At 34.2% G+C, this 22114-nt stretch carries 21 protein-coding genes; 6 read left to right on the top strand and 15 right to left on the bottom strand.

Translation table 11 applies throughout. From position 1 onward, the window contains the following. Nucleotides 1-182 precede the first annotated feature (182 nt). The 5 genes from AB4Y30_RS05920 to spxA all read right to left on the bottom strand — a co-directional run bounded on the left by AB4Y30_RS05920 (nt 183) and on the right by spxA (nt 6246). The gene (locus AB4Y30_RS05920) at nt 183-548 is read right to left on the bottom strand and encodes a LytR/AlgR family response regulator transcription factor (protein ID WP_368654568.1); all 366 of its coding nucleotides are present in this window, start codon (nt 546-548) and stop codon (nt 183-185) included. 998 nt (nt 549-1546) lie between these two features. Continuing rightward, nucleotides 1547-3346 carry an oligoendopeptidase F gene (pepF, locus tag AB4Y30_RS05915; protein ID WP_368654567.1) on the bottom strand — a complete coding sequence of 600 codons (1800 nt, stop codon included), beginning with the start codon at nt 3344-3346 and terminating at the stop codon, nt 1547-1549. A gap of 61 nt (nt 3347-3407) precedes the next feature. Next, on the bottom strand, nt 3408-4571 hold the full coding sequence (locus AB4Y30_RS05910; protein WP_368654566.1) for a competence protein CoiA: 1164 nt from the start codon (nt 4569-4571) through the stop codon (nt 3408-3410). A 133-nt stretch (nt 4572-4704) separates the two neighbouring features. After that, the gene (mecA, locus tag AB4Y30_RS05905; protein ID WP_368654565.1) at nt 4705-5394 is read right to left on the bottom strand and encodes an adaptor protein MecA; all 690 of its coding nucleotides are present in this window, start codon (nt 5392-5394) and stop codon (nt 4705-4707) included. A 456-nt stretch (nt 5395-5850) separates the two neighbouring features. Beyond that, entirely contained in the window at nt 5851-6246 is a 396-nt protein-coding gene (gene spxA / locus AB4Y30_RS05900; protein ID WP_368654564.1) for a transcriptional regulator SpxA, read from the bottom strand. Between the two features lie 629 nt (nt 6247-6875). Between spxA and AB4Y30_RS05895 the strand changes: the two genes are divergently transcribed. Next, complete coding sequence (locus tag AB4Y30_RS05895; RefSeq protein WP_368654563.1) at nt 6876-7388, top strand: DUF3231 family protein; 513 nt, start codon at nt 6876-6878, stop codon at nt 7386-7388. A gap of 205 nt (nt 7389-7593) precedes the next feature. On the opposite strand, the gene AB4Y30_RS05890 is transcribed toward AB4Y30_RS05895, so the two are convergent. Continuing rightward, nucleotides 7594-8439 (bottom strand): MBL fold metallo-hydrolase, encoded by an 846-nt coding sequence (locus tag AB4Y30_RS05890; RefSeq protein ID WP_368655176.1) that lies wholly within the window; start codon nt 8437-8439, stop codon nt 7594-7596. Between the two features lie 313 nt (nt 8440-8752). On the opposite strand from AB4Y30_RS05890, the gene AB4Y30_RS05885 reads away from it, so the two are divergent. Then, on the top strand, nt 8753-10813 hold the full coding sequence (locus AB4Y30_RS05885) for a catalase (RefSeq protein ID WP_368654562.1): 2061 nt from the start codon (nt 8753-8755) through the stop codon (nt 10811-10813). A 638-nt stretch (nt 10814-11451) separates the two neighbouring features. Then, complete coding sequence (gene trpS, locus AB4Y30_RS05880; RefSeq protein WP_368654561.1) at nt 11452-12435, top strand: tryptophan--tRNA ligase; 984 nt, start codon at nt 11452-11454, stop codon at nt 12433-12435. 39 nt (nt 12436-12474) lie between these two features. On the opposite strand, the gene AB4Y30_RS05875 is transcribed toward trpS, so the two are convergent. The 4 genes from AB4Y30_RS05875 to AB4Y30_RS05860 form a co-directional block, all read right to left on the bottom strand. Continuing rightward, nucleotides 12475-13236: a DUF3603 family protein gene (locus AB4Y30_RS05875; protein ID WP_368654560.1), complete on the bottom strand. Its 762-nt coding sequence runs from the start codon at nt 13234-13236 to the stop codon at nt 12475-12477. 536 nt (nt 13237-13772) lie between these two features. Beyond that, entirely contained in the window at nt 13773-15011 is a 1239-nt protein-coding gene (gene fabF / locus AB4Y30_RS05870) for a beta-ketoacyl-ACP synthase II (RefSeq protein WP_368654559.1), read from the bottom strand. 120 nt (nt 15012-15131) lie between these two features. Continuing rightward, nucleotides 15132-16070, bottom strand: coding sequence for a beta-ketoacyl-ACP synthase III (locus tag AB4Y30_RS05865; RefSeq protein ID WP_368654558.1), 939 nt, complete (start codon nt 16068-16070; stop codon nt 15132-15134). Between the two features lie 206 nt (nt 16071-16276). Continuing rightward, entirely contained in the window at nt 16277-17230 is a 954-nt protein-coding gene (locus AB4Y30_RS05860; RefSeq protein ID WP_368654557.1) for a BMP family ABC transporter substrate-binding protein, read from the bottom strand. 503 nt (nt 17231-17733) lie between these two features. On the opposite strand from AB4Y30_RS05860, the gene AB4Y30_RS05855 reads away from it, so the two are divergent. Beyond that, entirely contained in the window at nt 17734-17910 is a 177-nt protein-coding gene (locus AB4Y30_RS05855; RefSeq protein ID WP_368654556.1) for a DUF2929 family protein, read from the top strand. Between the two features lie 55 nt (nt 17911-17965). On the opposite strand, the gene moaD is transcribed toward AB4Y30_RS05855, so the two are convergent. The 4 genes from moaD to AB4Y30_RS05835 all read right to left on the bottom strand — a co-directional run bounded on the left by moaD (nt 17966) and on the right by AB4Y30_RS05835 (nt 20127). Beyond that, the gene (gene moaD / locus AB4Y30_RS05850) at nt 17966-18199 is read right to left on the bottom strand and encodes a molybdopterin converting factor subunit 1 (protein ID WP_368654555.1); all 234 of its coding nucleotides are present in this window, start codon (nt 18197-18199) and stop codon (nt 17966-17968) included. Then, nucleotides 18192-18665: a molybdenum cofactor biosynthesis protein MoaE gene (locus AB4Y30_RS05845; RefSeq protein WP_368654554.1), complete on the bottom strand. Its 474-nt coding sequence runs from the start codon at nt 18663-18665 to the stop codon at nt 18192-18194. Before AB4Y30_RS05845 ends, moaD begins: the two co-directional genes overlap by 8 nt. Before the next feature lie 238 nt (nt 18666-18903). Beyond that, entirely contained in the window at nt 18904-19215 is a 312-nt protein-coding gene (locus tag AB4Y30_RS05840) for a metal-sulfur cluster assembly factor (protein WP_368654553.1), read from the bottom strand. Nucleotides 19216-19368: 153 nt separating this feature from the next. Next, a complete protein-coding gene (locus AB4Y30_RS05835) occupies nt 19369-20127 on the bottom strand; it encodes an alpha/beta fold hydrolase (protein ID WP_368654552.1) in 759 nt (252 codons plus the stop codon). Between the two features lie 122 nt (nt 20128-20249). Here AB4Y30_RS05835 and AB4Y30_RS05830 point away from each other — a divergent pair, with 122 nt between their 5' ends. Then, nucleotides 20250-21068 (top strand): Cof-type HAD-IIB family hydrolase, encoded by an 819-nt coding sequence (locus tag AB4Y30_RS05830; protein WP_368654551.1) that lies wholly within the window; start codon nt 20250-20252, stop codon nt 21066-21068. Nucleotides 21069-21147: 79 nt separating this feature from the next. Next, complete coding sequence (locus AB4Y30_RS05825) at nt 21148-21411, top strand: NifU N-terminal domain-containing protein (protein ID WP_368654550.1); 264 nt, start codon at nt 21148-21150, stop codon at nt 21409-21411. Between the two features lie 84 nt (nt 21412-21495). On the opposite strand, the gene AB4Y30_RS05820 is transcribed toward AB4Y30_RS05825, so the two are convergent. After that, nucleotides 21496-21909 carry a hypothetical protein gene (locus tag AB4Y30_RS05820; RefSeq protein ID WP_368654549.1) on the bottom strand — a complete coding sequence of 138 codons (414 nt, stop codon included), beginning with the start codon at nt 21907-21909 and terminating at the stop codon, nt 21496-21498. Nucleotides 21910-22114 lie beyond the last annotated feature (205 nt).

Genomic DNA, 22114 nt, shown 5'->3' with positions numbered 1-22114 from the left:
TTTTTAAACTATTTGAAGGTTATTGTTAAATAAATCAGTTTCTACACTCCATATAACCTTTGCAACCTGCGTAGTGATGTTATTAGACCAAATTCCTTTTGCTCATCCACGGTTTATTCCATTATCTAATTGTTTACGAATTAAAAATCAATCTTTTTATTCTTAGAATTAGAAATTAGTCTTTAGAGTGTTTTTTCTTTAATTTGGTTGATTAATAAGCTTAAGTTTTTCTCTTGTATCGGCTTCAATATGTAATCTAATGCTTTTGCTTTAAAGTTTTCTACCGCATTCTTTTCATAGGCAGTCACAAACACAATATGTAAGGAAGGCTGGATTTTCAATAATTGCTCAGCTAAATCAAATCCACTAATACCAGGCATCTGTACATCCATAAATACTACATCAATGTGATGGTTCTCAGCGTAATCAATTAAATGTTTCGGGCTGCTATATATGCCTTTAACCCGTACCCCCTCTATTTTATTCAGCATAAAATTCAAATATTGTAATGCCAAATGCTCATCATCTATAATACAAAGTTTAAGCATGGAATACCTCTTTTCATCATCATTTACGTAAAGCTGCATCAGAAGCTAGAACTTATTCTTGACAACCATATTTTATGGCCTCTTTAGACTATAAATGATTAAGCACAAAAATGTACCTTAATTAAATACTCCCAATATCACCGTTAGGATAGTACCAAAGATGCTCTTATGAATAATTTTACGGAAAAATATCATTTAAACAAGAACTTTTACTTATTCCACTTCCTTTTTCCACATAAAATCGACAATGATTCTATTTTACACACATTGGGCTTTTCTTTTGTTTCAGCTTAATATCGACTTGTGTACACATTGGATTCAGCTATTTCTTAATTTAAAATCTCTTTATCTAAGCTAGGCATTTTTTTTCATAAGTTTCATAAAATTATAAAGGCCAATAATTTAGATTGGAGTGAAGAAGCTTGCAAGATTTTTTAACACTTACCTTTTTCATTGTAACGATAATTCTCTTTTTCTTAACCATCCTTGCCTTTATGCAAATAATTCCTCTTATCATTATATTGCCATTGCTTTTTGTCTCCATTTATTTAACACTCTATTCATATACACACCGTCATATATATCGTGGCATGCGTTAGATGACTAGAAAGTTTTGAAAGTAAATGTCCTCTTTCATAGGAACATAAAATGAAAAATTCCAGAGGTTGTGAAGCTGGTGATGTGCTAGTCCGCAAATTTAGCCTACTAGCACATTCCTTGTTGCATGTTAGTTAGACCAATTGTATTGTTGCTACCTATTCTTCACTTCGAAATAACATGTTCTTTTATTTTGAAACGGAATCACATCTAGTTATACGGTGATGAAATTAGACTTTACGCCACGGACATATCATATTTCACATACTACAATCAAATAATTCATTCAACTAACTTCAATCGAGAAACTACGCATGCAAAAATGCTGGATAATAAAGGTTAACTTCTTCTGAAATAATTAGCCTTTTTCATCCAGCATCTATTTTAGTTGTTGTATAAGTCTACGAAAGCAAAGCTTCCATTTCTGCTAATTTTTCTTCAAAAACATTTAATGCATCGATTATTGGTTGTTTGGTTGTCATGTCGACCCCAGCTTTTTTCAATACTTCGATTGGAAAATCACTGCTTCCTGCTTTTAAGAAGCTAATATAACGTGCTACTTCATCATCTTTTCCTTCAAGAATTTGTTTCGCTAATGCAGTTGCAGCAGAATAGCCTGTCGCATATTGATACACATAATAATTATAATAAAAATGTGGGATTCTTGACCATTCTAGACCAATTTCTTCATCGATATGCATCTCTTCACCAAAATACTTCTTATTCAGTTCATAATACATCTCTGTTAATTGATCTGCAGTGAGTGCATTCCCTTTTTGCTGTTCTAAGTGAATTTGATGTTCAAATTCAGCAAACATGGTTTGACGAAATACTGTTCCACGGAATCCTTCTAGAAAATGATTCAAAATATATAATTTTTGCTTCTCATCTGGTAAATGCTTCGTTAAATAATCTGTGAGTAGAGCTTCATTACAGGTAGAAGCTACCTCGGCAACGAAAATGGAGTAATTTCCATAACGAAATGGCTGTTCTTTCCTTGTGTAATAACTATGAACAGAGTGTCCTAATTCATGTGTTAATGTGTACATATCATGCACATTATCTTGCCAATTCAATAAAATATATGGATTTGTTCCATATGCTCCAGAAGAATAAGCACCACTTCGTTTTCCTTTATTCTCCTCTACATCAATCCAGCGATTATTATAACCTTCTTCAACAATATTAATATACTCTTCACCCATTGGCGCTAAGCTCTTTAATACATATTCTTGAGCCTCTTCATAGGTTACTTTCATATCTGTGTCTACAAGGGGCGTATACAAATCATACATATGCAGTTCGTCAATTTTCAGTACCTTTTTGCGCAATTCAATATAGCGATGTAATAAAGGTAATTTCTCATTGACCGCTTCCACTAAATTATCATATACCGATTCAGGAATATTATTGCTATCAAGTGCAGATTGTCTTGCAGATTCATAATTACGCACTTTAGCATAAAAATTATCCTTTTTTACATTTCCACTTAATGTTGCAGCAAATGTATTTTTGTATTTTCCATACGTTTCAAACATTGCTTGAAACGCTTCTTTACGAACGCGACGATCCTTCGATTCTAAAAAGCCTACGTAGCGTCCATGTGTTAATTCAATTTCTTCTCCAGCTTCATTTTTAATCTTAGGGAATACTAAATCAGCATTGTTTAGCATGCTGAATGCTTGTGATGCTGTTTGTAATGAATCTGAGGCTTCTGCTAATAGCGTTTCTTCGCTTTCACTTAAAGTATGAGGACGCTGTCGATTAATTTCATCTAGTACTTTCTTGTATAGACGCAGTTCTTCTTTTTCCTCTAGAAAAGCTGCCAGTTGTTTTTCATCAATTTCAAGAATTTCTGGAACGATAAAACTCATTGAGCTAGAAAACATCGTAAGCAAATGATCTGCACGCCCATTCATCGCTTGATAAGAAGCATTAGTTGTGTCTTGGTCATATTTCATATGCGAATATGTATATAGCTTCCCTAAGCGCTCTGAAAGATTATCCTGTAGTTTAAATAAATCATATAGACTTTGTGCTGAGGATCCGATCTGACCTTTAAATTCTTGAATTTTTGGAAGGTCTGCTTGTAGCTGCTTATAGCTTTCTTCCCATTTCTCATCTGTTTCAAAAATGGCTGTTAAATCCCATGTACGTTCGACTGGAATTTGCTCACGACGCTTTAATTCATTGTTCGCCATAGTACTTCTCCTCCTCTAAATCTATTTCAATCCAATTATAGTATAACGAATTTTTTCCATTTTATGCTTGTTTTTTGATTTGTTTTAAAATATTACACACTTGCCTGTCTTCATGCATTGCTGAAAAAAGATTAGTATGGAAAAGAAGTGGATGAATTTTTATATATTGATTTGGAGAAACCTCCTGAATAATTTGTAAAGCTTCAAGAAGTTTAAGATATGCTTCGATTGGGTTTATAGTGGATGAAAAAAGTGGATAGTTTTCTGGGGAATAATAATCGTCTTTAAGTAAATGAAAGCAAGTTTGCAACGTAAATATGTCACCAATTTTTATCTGACGGATTAGTTCTAGACAGAGTTTGCTTTGCCACTCCCATAAGGGAGATTTCATCAATATTTGTCCAGGTACAGGCAGGTGAATACAGGAAGGTAAATAATCTATATTCGTTCCCTTTTCATATAGCCATTTATACCATTTTCCGATGCGTTTGCTGACACGCCACTTAGACTTCTCTTTACTCCATAATTCATAAAGTAACTGCTCAGATAAGCTTTTAACCGCAAAGATTTCTGAAAATAAGAGCTTAGAAAGAGATTGAAATAAAAATGTACCAATTGCTTTTTTACCTGTTGCGGGATAAATATGTTGAAAAGAAACAAATTGCAGATTTTCTGGATGGAAGAAATAAAGGCTTGGGGGATGTTCTATGGAGAATTTATGAATGAACTGTCGTAGAAACTGGTCTAGCTTCAAATGGTTTGTTGATAATCGTTTAAATAGATTTGCACCTAATATCCAAATCGGGACAATACCTGTTTGGAGATATCCTTTATTTCTCGCTTGAATTTGTTCTATTGGTACTCTTGCACATTGAAATTCTATGACAATCCTTCGATTGTTGAACTCCAAAAATAGGTCTGGTCGTTGATTGATTTCTGGCAAATAATGTTCAAGCTTAACTGGTAATCTCTGTTGCTGTAACCAATGATAAAGCTGTAATTTACCAGCCTCATGATAAGCTCCTTCTCCACCCTCTTGTAAATAACAGTTTGACTTATGTCGATGAGCAAAATGAGGAATCACCTGCTTGCCAGCTTTAATAATCACTTGCTCATCACATACTGGACAGTAAAATGACTCTTTCCTTCGTAGCACATCAATCTCCTTTCGTGAAAAAGGGGTAAGCATAATGAGCTCTCCTGTATTTGTTTTTGCTTGTAGCATAATTAAAAATCACCTCAAATAGAATTTTTTATAAGGGAAATATAAATTAGAGGAAATTGGAAGAGGATTACTTCTGAAAATTAGTTCTACAGCATCTCCAGCTAAAAAAAGACACCCTTACAGGTGTCTTTAGCTATGCCGGAAAATACTTTCTCACTTGAGTTAATGCATCTTTTTCAAATATTGTTTTTCCATATTCTTCGATGACGTGAATAGATGCTTCTGATTCATTAGCGAATTCAAGAATTTGGCAAATGATGTTTTCCTGTTCATCATCATTGAAAATATCCTCTGTAAATTCAATGCACAGATAGTAGTTATCTTCAAAATGATATAGTGATTCTTCTATATGTTCATGGTTTGCTTTAAAAGCATGACTTAATTGGATAACATCCTCGAAATCATCAAAACTTACAACTATCCACATGACATTATCACTATCGTCATTACTCCAATCTTGTTCAGCTTCTTCTGTAAGTTTAGCTGAGCCTTGCTCAAACATATTCTCAATTTTCTCTTCAATTGGAATATCAATTGTCTTCTCACCATCAACCGGTATTTCTACATTCTCTCCATTAGCGGAAAGCTGAGCTCTTGTAACAAGTACTTCCAACCCTTTTTCCAATGCTTGAACTTGAATCCAAAGTGGACCCTCGAAAGAAAAATCTTCCTTGTAGTTAAGCTCCTCCATCATTTGCCAGAAGAGTTGCTCACCACGTTCACGATTATACCAAATCTCCTCGCGCTCAAAGCCACGATCCTCAATGTCTATATACGATATATAAAATTTGACTGTATTTTCGTTAATTCTTTCTATTTCCATTTCAATTCTCTCCCTTCTATAAAGTAAGAGTACTTACTCAATTGAAATTCTTTTATTAAAGAAATGTTTCCATCTATGGATGGATTTATATGTTTCTACTTATATTGTATTCTATTCATCTCTTAATCAAAAGCTAAAACGCCTAAAGAATTTAATTAATTAAATTAAGATTATAGACGATTTCATTGGATTTGTCATTTCATAAAGAATTTCAATATTACTTATGGAAAGAAATGGGAAATACCTGCCTCTTATAAAGACTTTTCCCGTTTTACATATAAATTACACATGGAAGTGGAGGTTTACCCAGATAAAAAAAGCCTAGAAAAGTATTTGATCTTTTACAGGCTGAGATACCTCTTACAGTATAACATGTGCAAGAGCACTTTAAAAATAATAAAACGCAGAAAACCTAAGTCCTCTGCGTTTACATTATCATATAAAATGAATAGAATATTAATTAACCATTCGCTGCGCTTCACGTAATTGGAATGTGCGCACCGTTCTTGGTAAAAACCGACGAATTTCATCTTCATTGTATCCAACTTGGAGACGTTTTTCATCTAAAATAATCGGTCTTCTTAATAAGCCCGGATTCTTTTGGATTAGCTGGAATAGATCCTTTAAAGGAAGTAAATCAATATTAACATCTAACTTTTGGAATACTTTAGAGCGTGTTGAAATAATCTCGTCTGTACCATCCTCTGTCATTCGCAATATTTCCTTTATCTCATCCAAAGATAACGGCTCAGAAAATATATTTCGTTCTGTGAACGATATATCGTGCTCTTCTAACCATGCCTTCGCCTTTCTACAAGACGTACAACTTGGTGAGGTATAAAGTGTTACCATGTAACTTCACTCCTCATCTAAAAAGTGTGTATGGTCATTCTTATAAATGTTCAACCAAGTAACTATATAAATAATTATACTATATTTGTCAAGCTAAAGGTAGAGCATTTTCAAGATTTTTCGACCTTTTTTATAAAAGTTTCAAAATACAATAGCTGTCCCCTTCTTCATAGTATGCCCCAAAAACTGGATATTAAAACGTTTATTGGTAAAGCAATTTTTCATTTCCTATCAAGCAAGGAATAATTCCTTTTCTATCTTTAATAGACAATCATATTGATTAAGAAAATATCCCCTGTTGTTATCGTGATCTTGTAAATAGCGAAATAAACAATACGCAACTGAGAATTGAATCTTGGAACAAATATTTTACCTCTGATCATTTTATATAATTTATAAGAAAAATATGATACAGACCTTATAATTAAAGACTAATGAAATGATAAACCAACCCCTAATCAAATTAATAAAAGGTTTTCTAACATTTTCTTCTTAGTAATTTCATGATTCAAAATTATAGTTTCTCCAAACACTTACAAATAGTGAATTAAATATCAATAGATTGAGCAGTCTAAGTGATAAGTGCTTTCAAGATAGCACTAATGATGAATTTAATTAGGAGGATTATAATGGGAATTTTAAGTGGAAATCCAAAAAATGAACCAATGCACTATGGGGAAGTGTTTAGTACATGGTCGTTTCTCATAACAGCTAAAGGAGTAATTGCTGGTTATCAAACTCATCTAAATCATGCTGGTGACGAAGATTTAAAAAAATTACTCGAAGAAGCTATTCAAAGTGGACAGCAAGAAGTTAAACAAATTCAATCATTATTAAAAGAAAACGGAGTAGAATTACCCCCAACTCCTCCTGAGCGTCCCAATGCCCGCTTAGAAGACATTCCAGCCGGAGCACGTTTTACTGACCCTGAGATAGCTGCTATGATTTCGATGAATATTGCAGCAGGATTGGTAGCTTGTAGTTCAATTATGGGAAAATCCATTAGAGAAGACATTGCTATGATGTTTGGTCAGTTTCATGTTCAAAAAGCAGCACTTGGAGCTAAAGCACTACAGTTAAATAAAGATAAAGGGTGGCTAGTTCCTCCACCACTACACCATTATAAGGCAGAAGATTGTTAATAATTTGTGACCATTTAGTTACGCTTGAAGTCGGAGTCTTTCACTTCTACGACCTTTCGTCTCTATGAGCGTTACTTCTAGAAGTTCTTGCCCAAGAATTGATTTAAACACACAATGATAATTTCTTAATCTTAATACAAAACAAAAGAAGAAGTTCCTAAATTGGCACTCCTTCTTTTGTTTTAAAACCTTTTAAAGGGCAAATTTAATGTTTTCGATTCACAAAGCGTCCATAATCTGGAATTGCTATTTGGTCAAAATCTTTTACTAACCTAGCCAAACCATCTACAAGCTCTTTTCCACTCATTGGGCGGCCATGTCCAGTTATTGCAATTGTCGGCTTTAAAGCTTCTAATTTTTCAACAGACTCCCTTGCTGCATCCCAATCAGTAGTCAAGTATCTTGGCGGTCCATTGATTTCCTTGTCTTGGGTTATCACCTTATAAAGTGATTCTTGCTTTACGGTGACAAAGGCGTCACCCGCAATAAGAACCCTATCTTTATCCCTAAATAATGAAATATGCCCAGGAGCATGCCCTGGGGTAAATACCCAGCGCCAACCAGGCATATGAGGAACACTTCCATCAGAAGGCAATGCCTCCACATTATTTCCTAAATCAACTGGCTCATTTGGAAATATTGGGGACATCTTAGCCACCAATCCTCCTTCAACTGAACCATCAGGCTCTGGATAACTTTTTTCTCCGGTTAAAAAAGGTAATTCTGCTTCATGCGCATAAACCTTTACTCTCCATTTCTCTACTAAATCTACCACAGCACCAACATGATCAAAATGACCATGTGTTAATATAATTGCTTTTGGTTTTGTATTTTCCCCAAATAGTTTTTCCACCACTTCAACAATACGGTTAGCGGATTCAGGCATACCAGTATCAACTAAAACCCATTCCTCTGTATTTTCAAGATTTCTTACACAGCACAGATTTACAATTTGATTTGTGTAACAGTATAGGTCAGTTAGTATCTCGTGCACCATTCCACTTGTAAAAGAGAACAATGGCAAAAACTTGCCTTCCATAGCATCATTCATACCATCATGTCTGTTTTTTTCCATTGGTTTTCACCACTTTTCATATTTTGTTTGGAATATCATCCAAATGCAATACATGCAAATAATTGCTCTGATTCTTCTTTATTATTAGGAATAGAGTACAAAATATGTAACTATCCTGTACTTGTCCTAGATAGATATTATATTTATCATCCAAATTATCTCCTTTGTAGACATAAATACTTGACGGAATATTAAGAATGTATGTAGATGTAGTTCGACTGTTCTAGGCGCTGAAAAACTACATAGACATATAAATAGCGTTAAAAAATTAAATTTAGGTGGTGATTACATGGATGATAAATCATCAAGAAATCAAAATTCTGCCAATAACAATGCAAAACAAGAGCAATTAGATAAATTCCGTGTACAAAGCACAGGCAAGCCAATGACAACACAAGAAGGAAAAAAGAGATCTCAAGATCAGGATCAATTAAAAGCTGGAGTGCGGGGACCTTCATTACGTCAAGACTATGAGTTTCTTGAAAAAATGTCCCATTTTGTCCATGAAGAGATACCAGAGAGAGTAGTTCATGCAAGAGGCTACAGTGCATATGGAGAGTTTGAATGTTATCAGTCCATGAGACATGTAACAAAAGCGGGATTCTTACAGGAAGCGGGGAAAAAGACGCCAGTTACTGTCCGTTTTTCTACTGTTCAGGGTGCTAAAGGTTCATATGATACAGCAAGGGATTTACGTTGTAAAGGTGTAAAACTGTATACCGAAGAAGGAAACGTCGATTTGACCACAATTGCAATGCCCGTATTAATTAATCAAGATGCAATGAAATTTCCAGATGCAATGCATGCATATCAATCTAAACAATCGGATGATATACCAACAGCTTCTGGTGCTCATGATCGCTTCTGGGATTACGTAGCTAATAATTATGAAGCACTTCATATGGTACAGTGGATCATGTCTGATCGCGGAATTTTAAGAAGTTATAGAATGATGGAATCATGGTCCATCAACACATATCTATTTGTAAATGAACAAAATGTAGCAACCTTTATGAGATATGTTTGGAAGCCTGTCCTTGGTGTTCATTCTTTGCTTCAGGATGAGGCACTGAAAATCGGTGGCCTTGATCCAGACTTCCACCGTCGAGACCTTAGACAGGCAATTGATTGTGGAAATTATCCTGAATACGAATTAGGTGTTCAATTGATTTCCATGGAGGATGAATTTAATTTTGATTTCGATGTTCTTGATCCTTCAAAATTTTGGCCAGAAGAGCTTGTTCCTGTTCAACTTGTCGGAAAGATGACGTTAAATAGAAATATTGATAATTACTTTACGGAATCTGAACAAGTCGCCTTTAACCCTGCAAATGTCGTGCCTGGAATAGACTTTTCAAATGACCCTGTTTTGCAAGGAAGATTAATGGCATATAGAGATACACAACAACATCGTCTTGGTAGTGCCAATTACGTTGATTTACCAATTAATCGACCAATCTGTCCATTCCATAATAATCAACGGCGTGGCTATATGAGACACCGGATCGATGTTGACCAGGTTAACTATCATCAAAATTCACTAGCGAATAATACCCCATATACGGTACCTCCAGAGGAAGGCGGATATGAAAGTTATCCAGAGAAAGTCGATGGTTACAAGATTAGAGCTCGAAGTGATTCATTCAAAGATTATTTTACTCAACCAAGGATACTTTGGAATAGTATGGTTCCAATTGAAAAGCAGCATACGATTGAAGGCTTCAGCTACCAGCTTGGAAAAGTAAAAAGTAGATCTGTTCGTCAACAAAACGTTAATCTGCTTGTTAATGTAGATAAGGAAATGGCTAACATCATTGCAGATAATATAGGGGTTGATAGACCAAGTGGATCTCATGTTCCTGTTTCCACAAGCTATCCATCTCTCAGTCAGTACAATACACCTAGTTATGCATATACACAAAAAGTAGGAGTATTGATTGGGAATGATTTTAATGCAAATGAGGTAAGAAATGCACTTAACATATTGAAACAATACGACGTGTTTGTTGATATTATAAGTGCCACTCTTGGAACTGTTACAGGTTCTGATGGCACAAAACTAAATGTTGATGATACCTTTATTACAACTAGCCCATATCTGCTTGACTCACTCTACATCGTTGGTGGACGTTCAAAGAATCAAGCAAAATTCAATCAAGATATCATGGAATATGTACATGTAGCATATCAACATTATAAACCTATTGGCGTTGCCTCAACGGGCCAGTCTTTTATTCAACCATCAGAAAAAAGTAATTTAGCTGGTGTTGTATTTGCCGCAAATAACCCAAATTTTGGAGAAGATTTTGTCTCTGCCATAGCTCAGCAACGTTTTTGGAATAGAAAGTAATATTACAATTCATACGGAAAGAGCATTATAAAAAATGTTCTTTCTTTTTATTTATCTATTGAAGTTCATTTCAAAATTTAATCATCATTTTTCTGCATAGTACCTGCCTACTAATTACTTCTTTGATAATCTTCTTCCAACCTATTGATTATTAGAATCTAATTGTCAGTAAAGCTTTTTGAGTTGGAGAAAAGTTCAGCCTCCCCCTCTCCTGCCTCTATTGTTTAAAAACAGCGATAAAGTATTATAATTGATTTATCAACCCCTTACTAACTTTCAATTAGATATCCAATCTATAAACCAAGTTAAACAGGATATATATTTCATATTTAATGGGTTATAGCTTATAAAAGATGGTTGTTTATTTAATAAGATAATTTAAAATTGTAATAAGATACTGCTTAGATAAAGCAAATAAGAAATTTTTTAAAAGATGTGGTAGAATCAATTGAGTATAATCAAATGTAAAGATTGTAATAATTTAAAGTATACGAAAAAAAGAAATGAATATGCTTATCGGACCAACAAAAAATTTCGCCTCACAATCTAAGCTTATATTAACAGCTAATTTCCCAATGAATTAGGAATTTAACTGTCAGTTAAACTGCAATAATTTAATATAAATGGAGTGAAACAAAATGCAAACAATCTTTTCAGGAATTCAACCAAGTGGCACATTAACATTAGGTAATTACTTAGGAGCAATGCAACAATTTGTTCAACTACAAGATGAAAATAATTGTTATTTCTGTGTTGTTGATCAACATGCGATTACAGTTCCTCAAGATCCTAAAGAGCTTCGCCATAACATTCGCTCACTAGCGGCATTATACTTAGCTTCTGGAATCGACCCAGAAAAATCTACTTTATTCATTCAATCTGAGGTCGCTGCTCATGCTAGCTTAGCATGGTTAATTCAAACATCTACATATGTCGGTGAATTAGAAAGAATGACTCAGTATAAAGATAAATCTGCAGGTAAGGAAAGTGTATCTTCTGCATTATTTACATATCCAGCTTTAATGGTTGCTGATATCTTACTTTATCAAACTGATTTAGTTCCTGTTGGAGAAGACCAAAAGCAGCATCTTGAATTAACACGTGATGTTGCACAACGATTTAATAATCGGTTTGGTGATGTATTCACTGTTCCAGAAATTCGTATTCCTAAAGTAGGCGCGCGTATCATGTCCTTACAAGATCCTACTAAGAAAATGAGTAAATCAGATACCAATGAACGTGGATTTATTTCTTTGTTGGATGAACCGAAGAAAATTGAAAAGAAAATTAAAAGTGCAGTGACAGATTCTGAAGGAATTGTAAAATACGATGTTAAAAATAAACCAGGTGTTTCTAATTTGTTGTCTATTCTTTCTGTTTGTACTGGAGAAACCCTTGAAGCATTGGAACAAAAATATGAAGGTCAAGGCTACGGAGTATTTAAATCAGATGTTGCAACAGCAGTTATCGATCTCTTAACACCTATACAGGAACGTTACCATGAATTAATTAACTCTTCTAAACTAGATGAGATATTAGATCAAGGTGCGGTCAAAGCAACTGAAGTTGCTAATCAAACATATCTTCATGCTAAAAATGCAATGGGGCTTGGAAGAAAATAATAAATTTAAGAGCAGTGGGAAACTTTCCACTGCTCTTACCTATTTCGTAGTAGAAATATCTTGTCCTTGATGCTGTTCTACTTCCCACATTCTTGCTAAGAAAGGATATCCCTTTACAAGCTTACTACCGAATTCTTCATGCTGAGGGCTCCATCCTTTAACAATTCCCTCATATAGTGCAAACCAAGTCTCCTTCTTACTCATAAATCGGATAAGTGGATAATCATTTGGACGCCACTCTGTTAACCAATACCTTAATTCTTCAATTTGATTTACTGTACGCAATTGATCTAAAGCCATCATCAATATACGCTTTAATTGCCTTTCTCTCCTCGTTAATCCATACACCCATTTAGGATGTAAAGAAAACAATTGGTATTTCCTATTTGTCTTTCTTTTTGTCAATGAAAATTTCTCAGGCTTTTTTGTCTCAATCATACGTAAAATTACTTGTTCATGCTTTGGCATCAGTCTGCTTTTTCGTATAGGAATTCGAAAATCAGCTGTATCTATAGCCATCATATCTTCACCTGAAGTAACTATACATGCATAATTGATAACAGTTCTTTTCTGACCATTACGAACAAATGTCTCTTGATAGATCATATCCAACAAAGATTTAGGGAGCTCCAGCATTTGGTTTTCAATTTCCTCGTATAAATCTTTACTTATGTATAGTAATGGTACACGTTCTAACAATTGTATTTTATCTGTTTTTCTCCATTCATGATAATGACATACATTGTAACCATGCTCTTCTCCCTCAAACCAATTTACCCAGATATCGTGTACAAACATCATTTCCATCACTCCCAAACAAAACCATTTTTATTATTTTTTTCCTATTTACAATGGAAATATACATAGATGATTTATTTATAAGGAGGAAGCTGATAAATGGCAGAGGTCATCATGATGAATCCTAACGGCAATAAATAACATTCCAATCTTCTGGAAATAAATAAAAAATACTCACTCCAGCTTAATCCAGCAGGTATTAAATTTAAATAAAAAATGATGGACACACCACCAGCAACAGCTAGTCCAAAACCAATTAATAAAAGAATATATTTACCAATACCTCATCAGCCCTTAAAAAAAATCAACATGTTGAACATCTTTTTATAGACTATGAGAGTTAATGGATTTTCATACTATACAAGCTTAAGATATTTGAAAATTATCTTTGTATGAAACAAAAAATATAGAGAACGAATTTCTCTCGGTATTATGACCAAACTATTTATAGTTTATGAGTATTCTCTACACCAAAAAGCCGAGAACGAATTGTTCTCGACTTTTGATCAGTTTATTCTTTTTATATTACTATTCAATTATCACTTATACTTTTTATAAATTAAAGAAACATTATGTCCACCAAATCCTAGGGAATTGCTCAATACTACATTAACGTCTTGATTTCTTGCTTCATTTGGCACGTAGTCAAGATCACATTCCTCATCTGGTGTTTCATAATTGATAGTTGGTGGAATTATGCCCTTTTCAATTGACTTGATAGCTATTACCGACTCCACTCCACCTGCAGCTCCTAATAAATGGCCTGTCATAGACTTTGTGGAAGAGATAGCTACATTATATGCATGATCACCAAATACTGTTTTAATTGCCTGTGTTTCGTATTTATCATTTAAGCCTGTGCTTGTCCCATGAGCATTTATATAATCTACATCTTCTACTGCAATTCCAGCATCCTTCACAGCTTGCTTCATTGCACGGGCAGCACCTTCTCCACCTTCAGCGGGAGCTGTAATATGATGTGCATCCCCTGTTGAACCATAACCAACAATTTCTGCATAAATATGAGCACCACGTTCTAGCGCGGAATCTAATGTTTCTAATACTAAAATTCCCGCACCTTCTCCCATTACAAAACCATCACGATTTTTATCAAATGGACGACTAGCTGTTTTAGGATCATCATTAAATGACAATGCCTTCATTGCTGAGAAACCAGCGAATGCTAGCTCTGTTAATGGCGCTTCTGCACCACCTGCGATAATATAATCTACGTCACCACGTGCTACAGCTTTAAACGCGTCACCAATAGAGTTTGCACCTGTTGCACATGCTGTAACTGTACAAGTATTAATCCCTTTTGCACCCAATTGGATAGAAATCTGACCAGCAGCCATATCCGGAATTAACATTGGTACAAAGAATGGGCTAACACGGCGATAACCTTTTTCTAAAAACTTTTTATGTTGTTCTTCATATGTACCCATACCACCAATTCCAGAGCCAACCCAAACACCGACACGCTCAGCATTTGATTCATCTATTGTCAACTTCGCATCTTCAACAGCAATTTTTGCTGCTGCTACCGCATATTGAGTAAATAAATCCATACGCTTAGCTTCTTTTTTATCCATGTATTCTTCGGCTTTAAATTCTTTTACTTCTGCCGCTACTTTAACTGGAAACTGTTCCCTATCTACTCGTGTAATATAATCAATTCCCGAGTTTCCAGCAGCAATATTATCCCAGAACTCATTAACTTCATTTCCTAATGGAGAAATGACACCCAGTCCGGTAACTACTACTCTTCTTTCCGTCATTACAAAATTCCTCCTACTACATCAAGATTAAATCCTATTATTCTACATTTTTTATTAAACTTATGATAATAATAAATGCTTTTTAAAAACGCTGCAAACAAAGTCTAAAGTAGACATTTCTTACCTGCCCCAACGTAAGGCAACTGCTCCCCACGTTAAGCCTCCTCCAAAGCCTACTAAAACTACAATATCGTTATCATTAATTTTACCATTTTTTACTTCTTCAGATAAAGCAATGGGAATAGATGCTGCAGATGTATTACCGTATTTTTTTATGGATTGTGCCATTTTATCTTCTGCAATACCTAAACGCTCACGAGCAATATTCATAATGCGCATATTTGCTTGATGCGGAACTAGGAAATCAACATCTTCTTTTGCAAGCCCTGCCTTCTCTACCACATTTACAACAGAATCAGGCATTTGGCGTACAGCAAATTTAAATACCTCACGACCATTTTGTACTAGATAGCTTCCTGCATTTTGATATAAATGCTCTCCCCCGGCACCATTTGCTCCTAATTCAAAAGATAAAATTCCTTTTCCTTCTGCTACTTTACCTAAAACAGCAGCACCGGCACCGTCACCAAATAATACACATGTATTACGATCTGTCCAATCCGTAATTTTCGATAATTTCTCTGCGCCAATTACTAACACATATTTGTACGCATCTGTTTCAATAAATTGCTTCGCTGTAATCATTCCATACATAAAACCTGAGCATGCTGCACTAACATCCATAGCTGCCGCATTTTTTGCACCAAGGCGGTCTTGAAGCATACATGCAACAGATGGAAATGGCTTATTCGGAGTTACCGTAGCTACTAAAATCAGCCCAATTTCTTCTGGTTCAATATTTGCTTCTTTTAACGCATCAACTGCTGCAAAATACGCCATATCAGCAGTATCCATATCATCTGATGCGATTCTTCTTTCTTCAATTCCTGTTCTTGTGCGAATCCACTCATCATTTGTTTCAACGATTTCTTCTAATTCTTTATTTGTTAATACTTTAGTTGGAACATAATGTCCTGTTCCTAAAACACCAACACTCATTTAGCCATCTCCTTATAACATTCAAATAGTAATCATACTTTATCTCTGAATTTGATTGTCCACATGAATTGAAATTATAGCCTTTTATAAGTAAAAACTACTTTTAAGACTTGGTACTAATTCTAATGGATTTTATATCTACTTGCAAGAGGAGTTCTCGAAAACAAGTTGCATATATGAACTACTCTTTCTATCTTTATGCAGTTTTAGTTTTCATTGGGCAAATAATTGGTTTCCAAATATGTTTCAATATGTGCTTCTACCATTTCGACTATATCTTGTGGCACTTTAGAATTATACTCTCCGAGATAAATAAAACCCTCTTGCATACCATATGTACGTATACCGCCAGATAATTCCTCATCATTAAATTTATGGGCAATATGCAAGTACAATTTATCTACATCTTGGATAGTGCTAGTTAAAATACTTTCTCTAGAGATATCCATTTGATCATCGACAAAACCAATTGTATATACTCCATCTTCTTCCGCAAGCTGGATAACCTCTGCACTATACATATCTCCGGCTGGATAGAACACATCAACATTCTCTTTTCTCATCTTTTCATACGTTTCTATAGCCGCATCAAATGAATTCCAATTGTTTACATAATTAACATGGACTCGTATTTGTGAATCAAAATATTTTGCACCTTCATAAAAACCTTCCACTTCAGGTTGCCATTCATATGCAGCGATAATTCCGATTTGTTTTGTTTCTGACATCGCACTTGCTATCATTCCGGCAAAAAAACCAGCAGCATGTGAATTAAAATTTAAACTTGTGATATTATTAGCTGCATAATTTCCATTGAAATAAACAAAATGGACTCCAGGATACTGATTTGCAATCTCCATAAAATATTCGCCATAAATGCTACTATGACCAAAGATAAGATTTACTCCTCGATCTACTAAACTGTCAACAGCTTCCCAAGCATCGTAAATTGTGGAGACTTCTTCAACAATAAAGCCACGAACACCAAATTCATCTTTAATAGCTTCTAAACCAGCTTCTCCTTTTTGATTCCAAAGATGGGTATCTATCTCGTTTTCAACAAGCATACCAACCCTTTGTATATGTAAATCTGGATCATTATTTGAACAACCAACTAATAAAAAACAACATCCTATAAAAACAAGACAAAATTTCCTCAAATTATGCATTCCATATCAACTCTATTCTTCTCAAGTTGTATTTAGTTCACTAATCCATTTATCAGATTTTCAAGTTTCCTACTCATAAGAAGTAAATCACTTCTTGTAGGTATAAAGCCAACATGGCATCTATCAACATCTAACTATTATGCTTCTCTAAAAAATCTGAAACATTCACTGTAGTCTTCATCCTATGGATCATCCTACTGAATAACGGTAGATAGGATAGAATTCCTAAACAGTAATAGTACTATTTTCCAGTATAATGTGAAAAATTTCAAATAATTAACTCTTTTTTGAGAAAGTTCTACTTTTATTTATTCAAATAAGCTAAATCAAAGTACTATATTTTATTTTACAGGAAGAGATTTTGTAAAATAGAAATAATCCTTTTCATTTTTTTAGCTTTTTGGTAAACTATATAATAGATATGTTCTTTCAGCACAAAGGAAATAAAATAATACATATGTCTTAACTATTTTAGAAATGAAGAGGTGGTCCTTTTGCGTTTTATTATGTCATTGTTTTGGGCGGTTTTAATTAGTGGAGTTGTTTCTTATGTACTAACAAACATGGGTGGAGAGCCATTTAACTTAACCCACTCTCTAATTCTTGCAGGTATCTTATTCATCGCTGTTGTAGTTCTTGGTGAATTTGCTTTACGTAAACAAGAAGATTAATTAAAAATTGAAATTATAAACCCTTCTTTCTAATTTTAGAAAGGAGGGTTTTCTTTTACCCTCCACTTACAGGTGGAATAATTGCCACAGTATCTCCGGATTGCACTATCTGTTCGTCTGTCGCATACTCCTCATTTACTGCAAACATCATTCCATCAAGTTTATTTAAAGCATAGTCTGTTTCCAATATTCGTTTTAATTCCTTAATTGTCACTTGTGTTATTTCTAAAGCTATTTTATCTTTTCCTACCTTATCCCGCAGTTCCGCAAAAAGTAAAACCTCAATCACAATTCATTTCCTCCATTGTAGGCATTTTTTCTGCATAAGATTTTTGTTCCCTTTGATCACCAATCCATTTTGTTCCATCTTCCCAATGCTCTTTTTTCCAAATCGGCACAATTTCCTTAATTCGTTCAATTGCATATCGACTGGCCGCAAAAGCATCTACACGATGTGGTGTTGAAACTGCTATTGCTACTGCAACATCCGAAATATCTAATTGTCCCACACGATGAACAATTGCGGTTTCCACATCACCCCACCGCTCTTCTATTTCTTTTCCAATTTCCGCTAACTTCTTTTCTGCCATCGGTATATATGCTTGATATTCTAAAAAAAGGGTACGTTTCCCTTTTGTAAATTCACGAACAATACCTGTAAATGTACTAATCGCACCTGCTTCAGGGCGCATTACTTTTGAAATCACATCATTTAGATCAATCGGTTGATCTGTCAGCCAAAACTTATTATCCATAATAAATCCCTTCTGCGCTTTATAGTGCATGTTCAAAAAGTTCGATAAACAATTCTAATCGGTTAAGTTCGCAACGTCACGCGAGTATCTGCACTAGTACATCCTGTACGTCGTAGCATCGTGGGTGTCAAAACTTAGGCGAAGTTCCTCTGTTCGATGAGTTATTTTTGTTGGACTTTTTGAACAACCTCTTATAGAACGAAAAGGTTGATCCAACATGTGAATCAACCTTTTACTATTAATCAGGAATACCTAAAGCAATCTTAGCATAACGAGACATTCTATCTTTATGCCATGGTGGATCCCAAATGATGCTTACATCTAATTCCTTAATTTGAGGAATATCTGATAATGCACGACGTACATCTTGTTCAATATGACCTGCAAGTGGGCATCCCATTGTAGTCAATGTCATGATTACTGTACAATGTCCATCGTCCTTTAGTTCAACCTCATATACTAAACCGAGGTTCACAATATCAATCCCTAGCTCAGGATCAATAACATTTTCAAGAGCACCTAAAATATTTTCCTTTAATGCTTCATCCATTCTTCATGCCTCCTCGCTTATGTCTTTATTTAAACATATTTCCAGCATTTTATAAAGTGAAACTTCCTCCATTTTCTCTCTTTACGATTATTAAAATGAAGAATAATTTTTATTATATTTATGCTGGTATTTTATTTTTACTTCCAAATACTATTATAAATATTTTTGGAACCATTTAACAGTTTCAAGAATCGCATATCGGCTAACTTTATGTCCTCGGTTTTTTTCTGTTAAAAATCGGATACGATCAGCAGTCTTATATTGATTTTTTACTTCTTCATAAAAAGTATACGTTAAATTAAATGGCACCACATTATCTTGTTCCCCATGCCAGAATAATACAGGTCTATCTTGCAAACAGTTTACATGCATGGATAAATCATAAGTCTCTGTTTCCTCATAGATTGTTTTCATTTCTTCTTCATCAATCTGTAATTTATCTTGCGCTTTCATTCCTTCAATCAATTGTTTCATAAATGTTGTAAGCTTAGGCGTTCCCATTAACACTGCTGCAGTCTGAATCCACTCATATTGTGTCATTGCAGCTGCTGTTGTAATTCCACCCATACTTGTTCCAGATACAGCAATCTTCCCGTCCTGGATAAGTGACCGCTCTTCGAAATAATTTTTTATTTCTGCTAGCTCCTTTACATTCTGCTTGACTATCTCCCAAAATGCCAGTTGACGTTCCTTATCTGTAGCAGTTTCTCTTTCCCCATGAAGCATACTATCAGGCAAGATTACACGATATCCTTGCTCTGCTAATAAGTATGCAATTGGTAAATTATGTTCTTTTGCACTTGTAATTCCATGAAAATATATAATTAATGGTAGTGCCTCATCTTTCTTATCTTGTTGTACAACAACTAATCCAGGCACTTGATGGATATATTCCTTATAGATTCCAATCATATTTCAATCCCCTTATTTAAAGATTACATCCCTATCATAATATGTATATACAGTGAAAAGCAAAGCACGAACTTTACTTATTTGTTGATGCACTTTAAAATAGAAGGAATGAGGTGATTTTATTGAAGAATAATAATCGACATTTAATCGCATTAGATCTAGATGGTACTTTATTAACGAGTAAAAAGGAAATTAGTGATACAACAAAGCAAGTTCTGATACAAGCAATAGATGAAGGACATATTGTCGTTATTGCTACAGGGAGATCTCATCGAACAAGTAGCCTTTATTATGATACCCTGCGTTTATCAACTCCAATCATTAATAATAATGGAGCATTTATCCATCATCCAAAAGATAAAAGCTTCGGTTCCTACCATCAACCACTACCGCATCAAACTGCTTTAGCTGTAGTAGATGCCTGCTATGAATTAGATGTTGAGAATATTATTGCACAAATGTTTGATTCTGTTTTAATAGATAGACATAATGATAGTATTCTTAATGTATTTAACTCAGCTGGAGATCCGAGCCTAAAAATTGGAAAACTTAAAAACATTCTAGAAACTGATCCCACAGCTTTATTGATCCATCCCAAGCAAGAGCAAGTAAAGAAATTAAACGATCATTTAAATGATTACCATGCTGAGGTTATTTCCCATCGAACATGGGCTGCACCTTGGAATATTATAGAAATAGTGAAAAAAGGATTAAGTAAAGCAGTAGGCCTAGAAAAAGTTTCTAATTATTATAATATCCCACGCGAGAATATTATTGCATTTGGTGATGAAGATAATGATTTAGAGATGATTGAGTATGCTGGTGTTGGGGTAGCAATGGAAAATGGTATCAAACAGCTTAAATCCGTTGCAAATCATGTAACAAATACAAATGACCAAGATGGTATAGGTGTATTCTTAAAAGACTATTTAAAAATATAAACTAAGAATAACATCTTTTTTACTATAGTAATTTTTGATAACATGTAATTAAAATTAAGAGTTTTTTAGGAGGGTTTTTATGGGAGTTCGTGCAGAAGCAACACCAAATCCAAATGCTTTAAAATTTACTACAGACAAAATCATTTTTGAAGGTGAAAAAAGTATTTCAGTAATGCCTGGAGACACAAGTGAACATGCGATTATGAATGATTTATTAGCACTTGAAGATGTTGATAATGTATTTGGCTATCAAAACTTCATTACTGTGAACAAACAATTTGATGCAGAATGGGATGATTTAACGCCAAAAGTACTTGAAGTATTTGAAAAGTACGGTTTTTAAATTTTATATGTTTAGTAACAAAATCCCCATTTCTTTTGAAATGGGGATTTTACATGGAAACAATAGCTATTAACATTTACATGATTAGGAAGTGTGTTTTATTTCAATCGGTACATAATGTGAGTTTATCTTTTCCCCATTATGTTTTACATAAAACGTCATATGTGTTACTTCATCCGATAGATAAACCTCATCCTCTAGTTGAAATTCAAATTCAATTTCTGCCCAATCTTCCTGATGTCCCTCTGCCTGCAATGCCGTTTCATTAATAATAATTTCTTCACCTTGTTCAACCATATAGTAAAATTCTTCCTCAGTCGAGTACACTTCTGCAGTAACATGAACTACTTGATCTTCTTCTTTAACATCAATTTCTCTCAATTCTAATTTTATATCTGCCCTTTCAACATTCTGATCTGCAGAGTCATTTGTTCCATCGCCACTACACCCTGCTATGAATAGCATGATGATCAGCAATACAAAAGCTATTTTTTTCATATAAACAAAATCCTTTCTCTAAAGCACTCTATTCTTTTATAGCTTACTTCCCTCCCTAAAATCAACTATTTGAAATAAGAAAACAATTTTTAAAAGGAATTTATGATAGAATTATGTATTTTTATAATACTTCCCTTAAAATACTTTGACTAGTACTATAGAAGCCTATAAACTAGAACAAAGCTAATCTTTGTACGAAAAAAAT

It is taken from the genome of Ornithinibacillus sp. 4-3 (genome assembly GCF_040958695.1).
In the GTDB taxonomy this organism is placed as follows: domain Bacteria; phylum Bacillota; class Bacilli; order Bacillales; family Amphibacillaceae; genus CALAMD01.
This window is presented reverse-complemented; position numbering and strand designations above follow the sequence as displayed.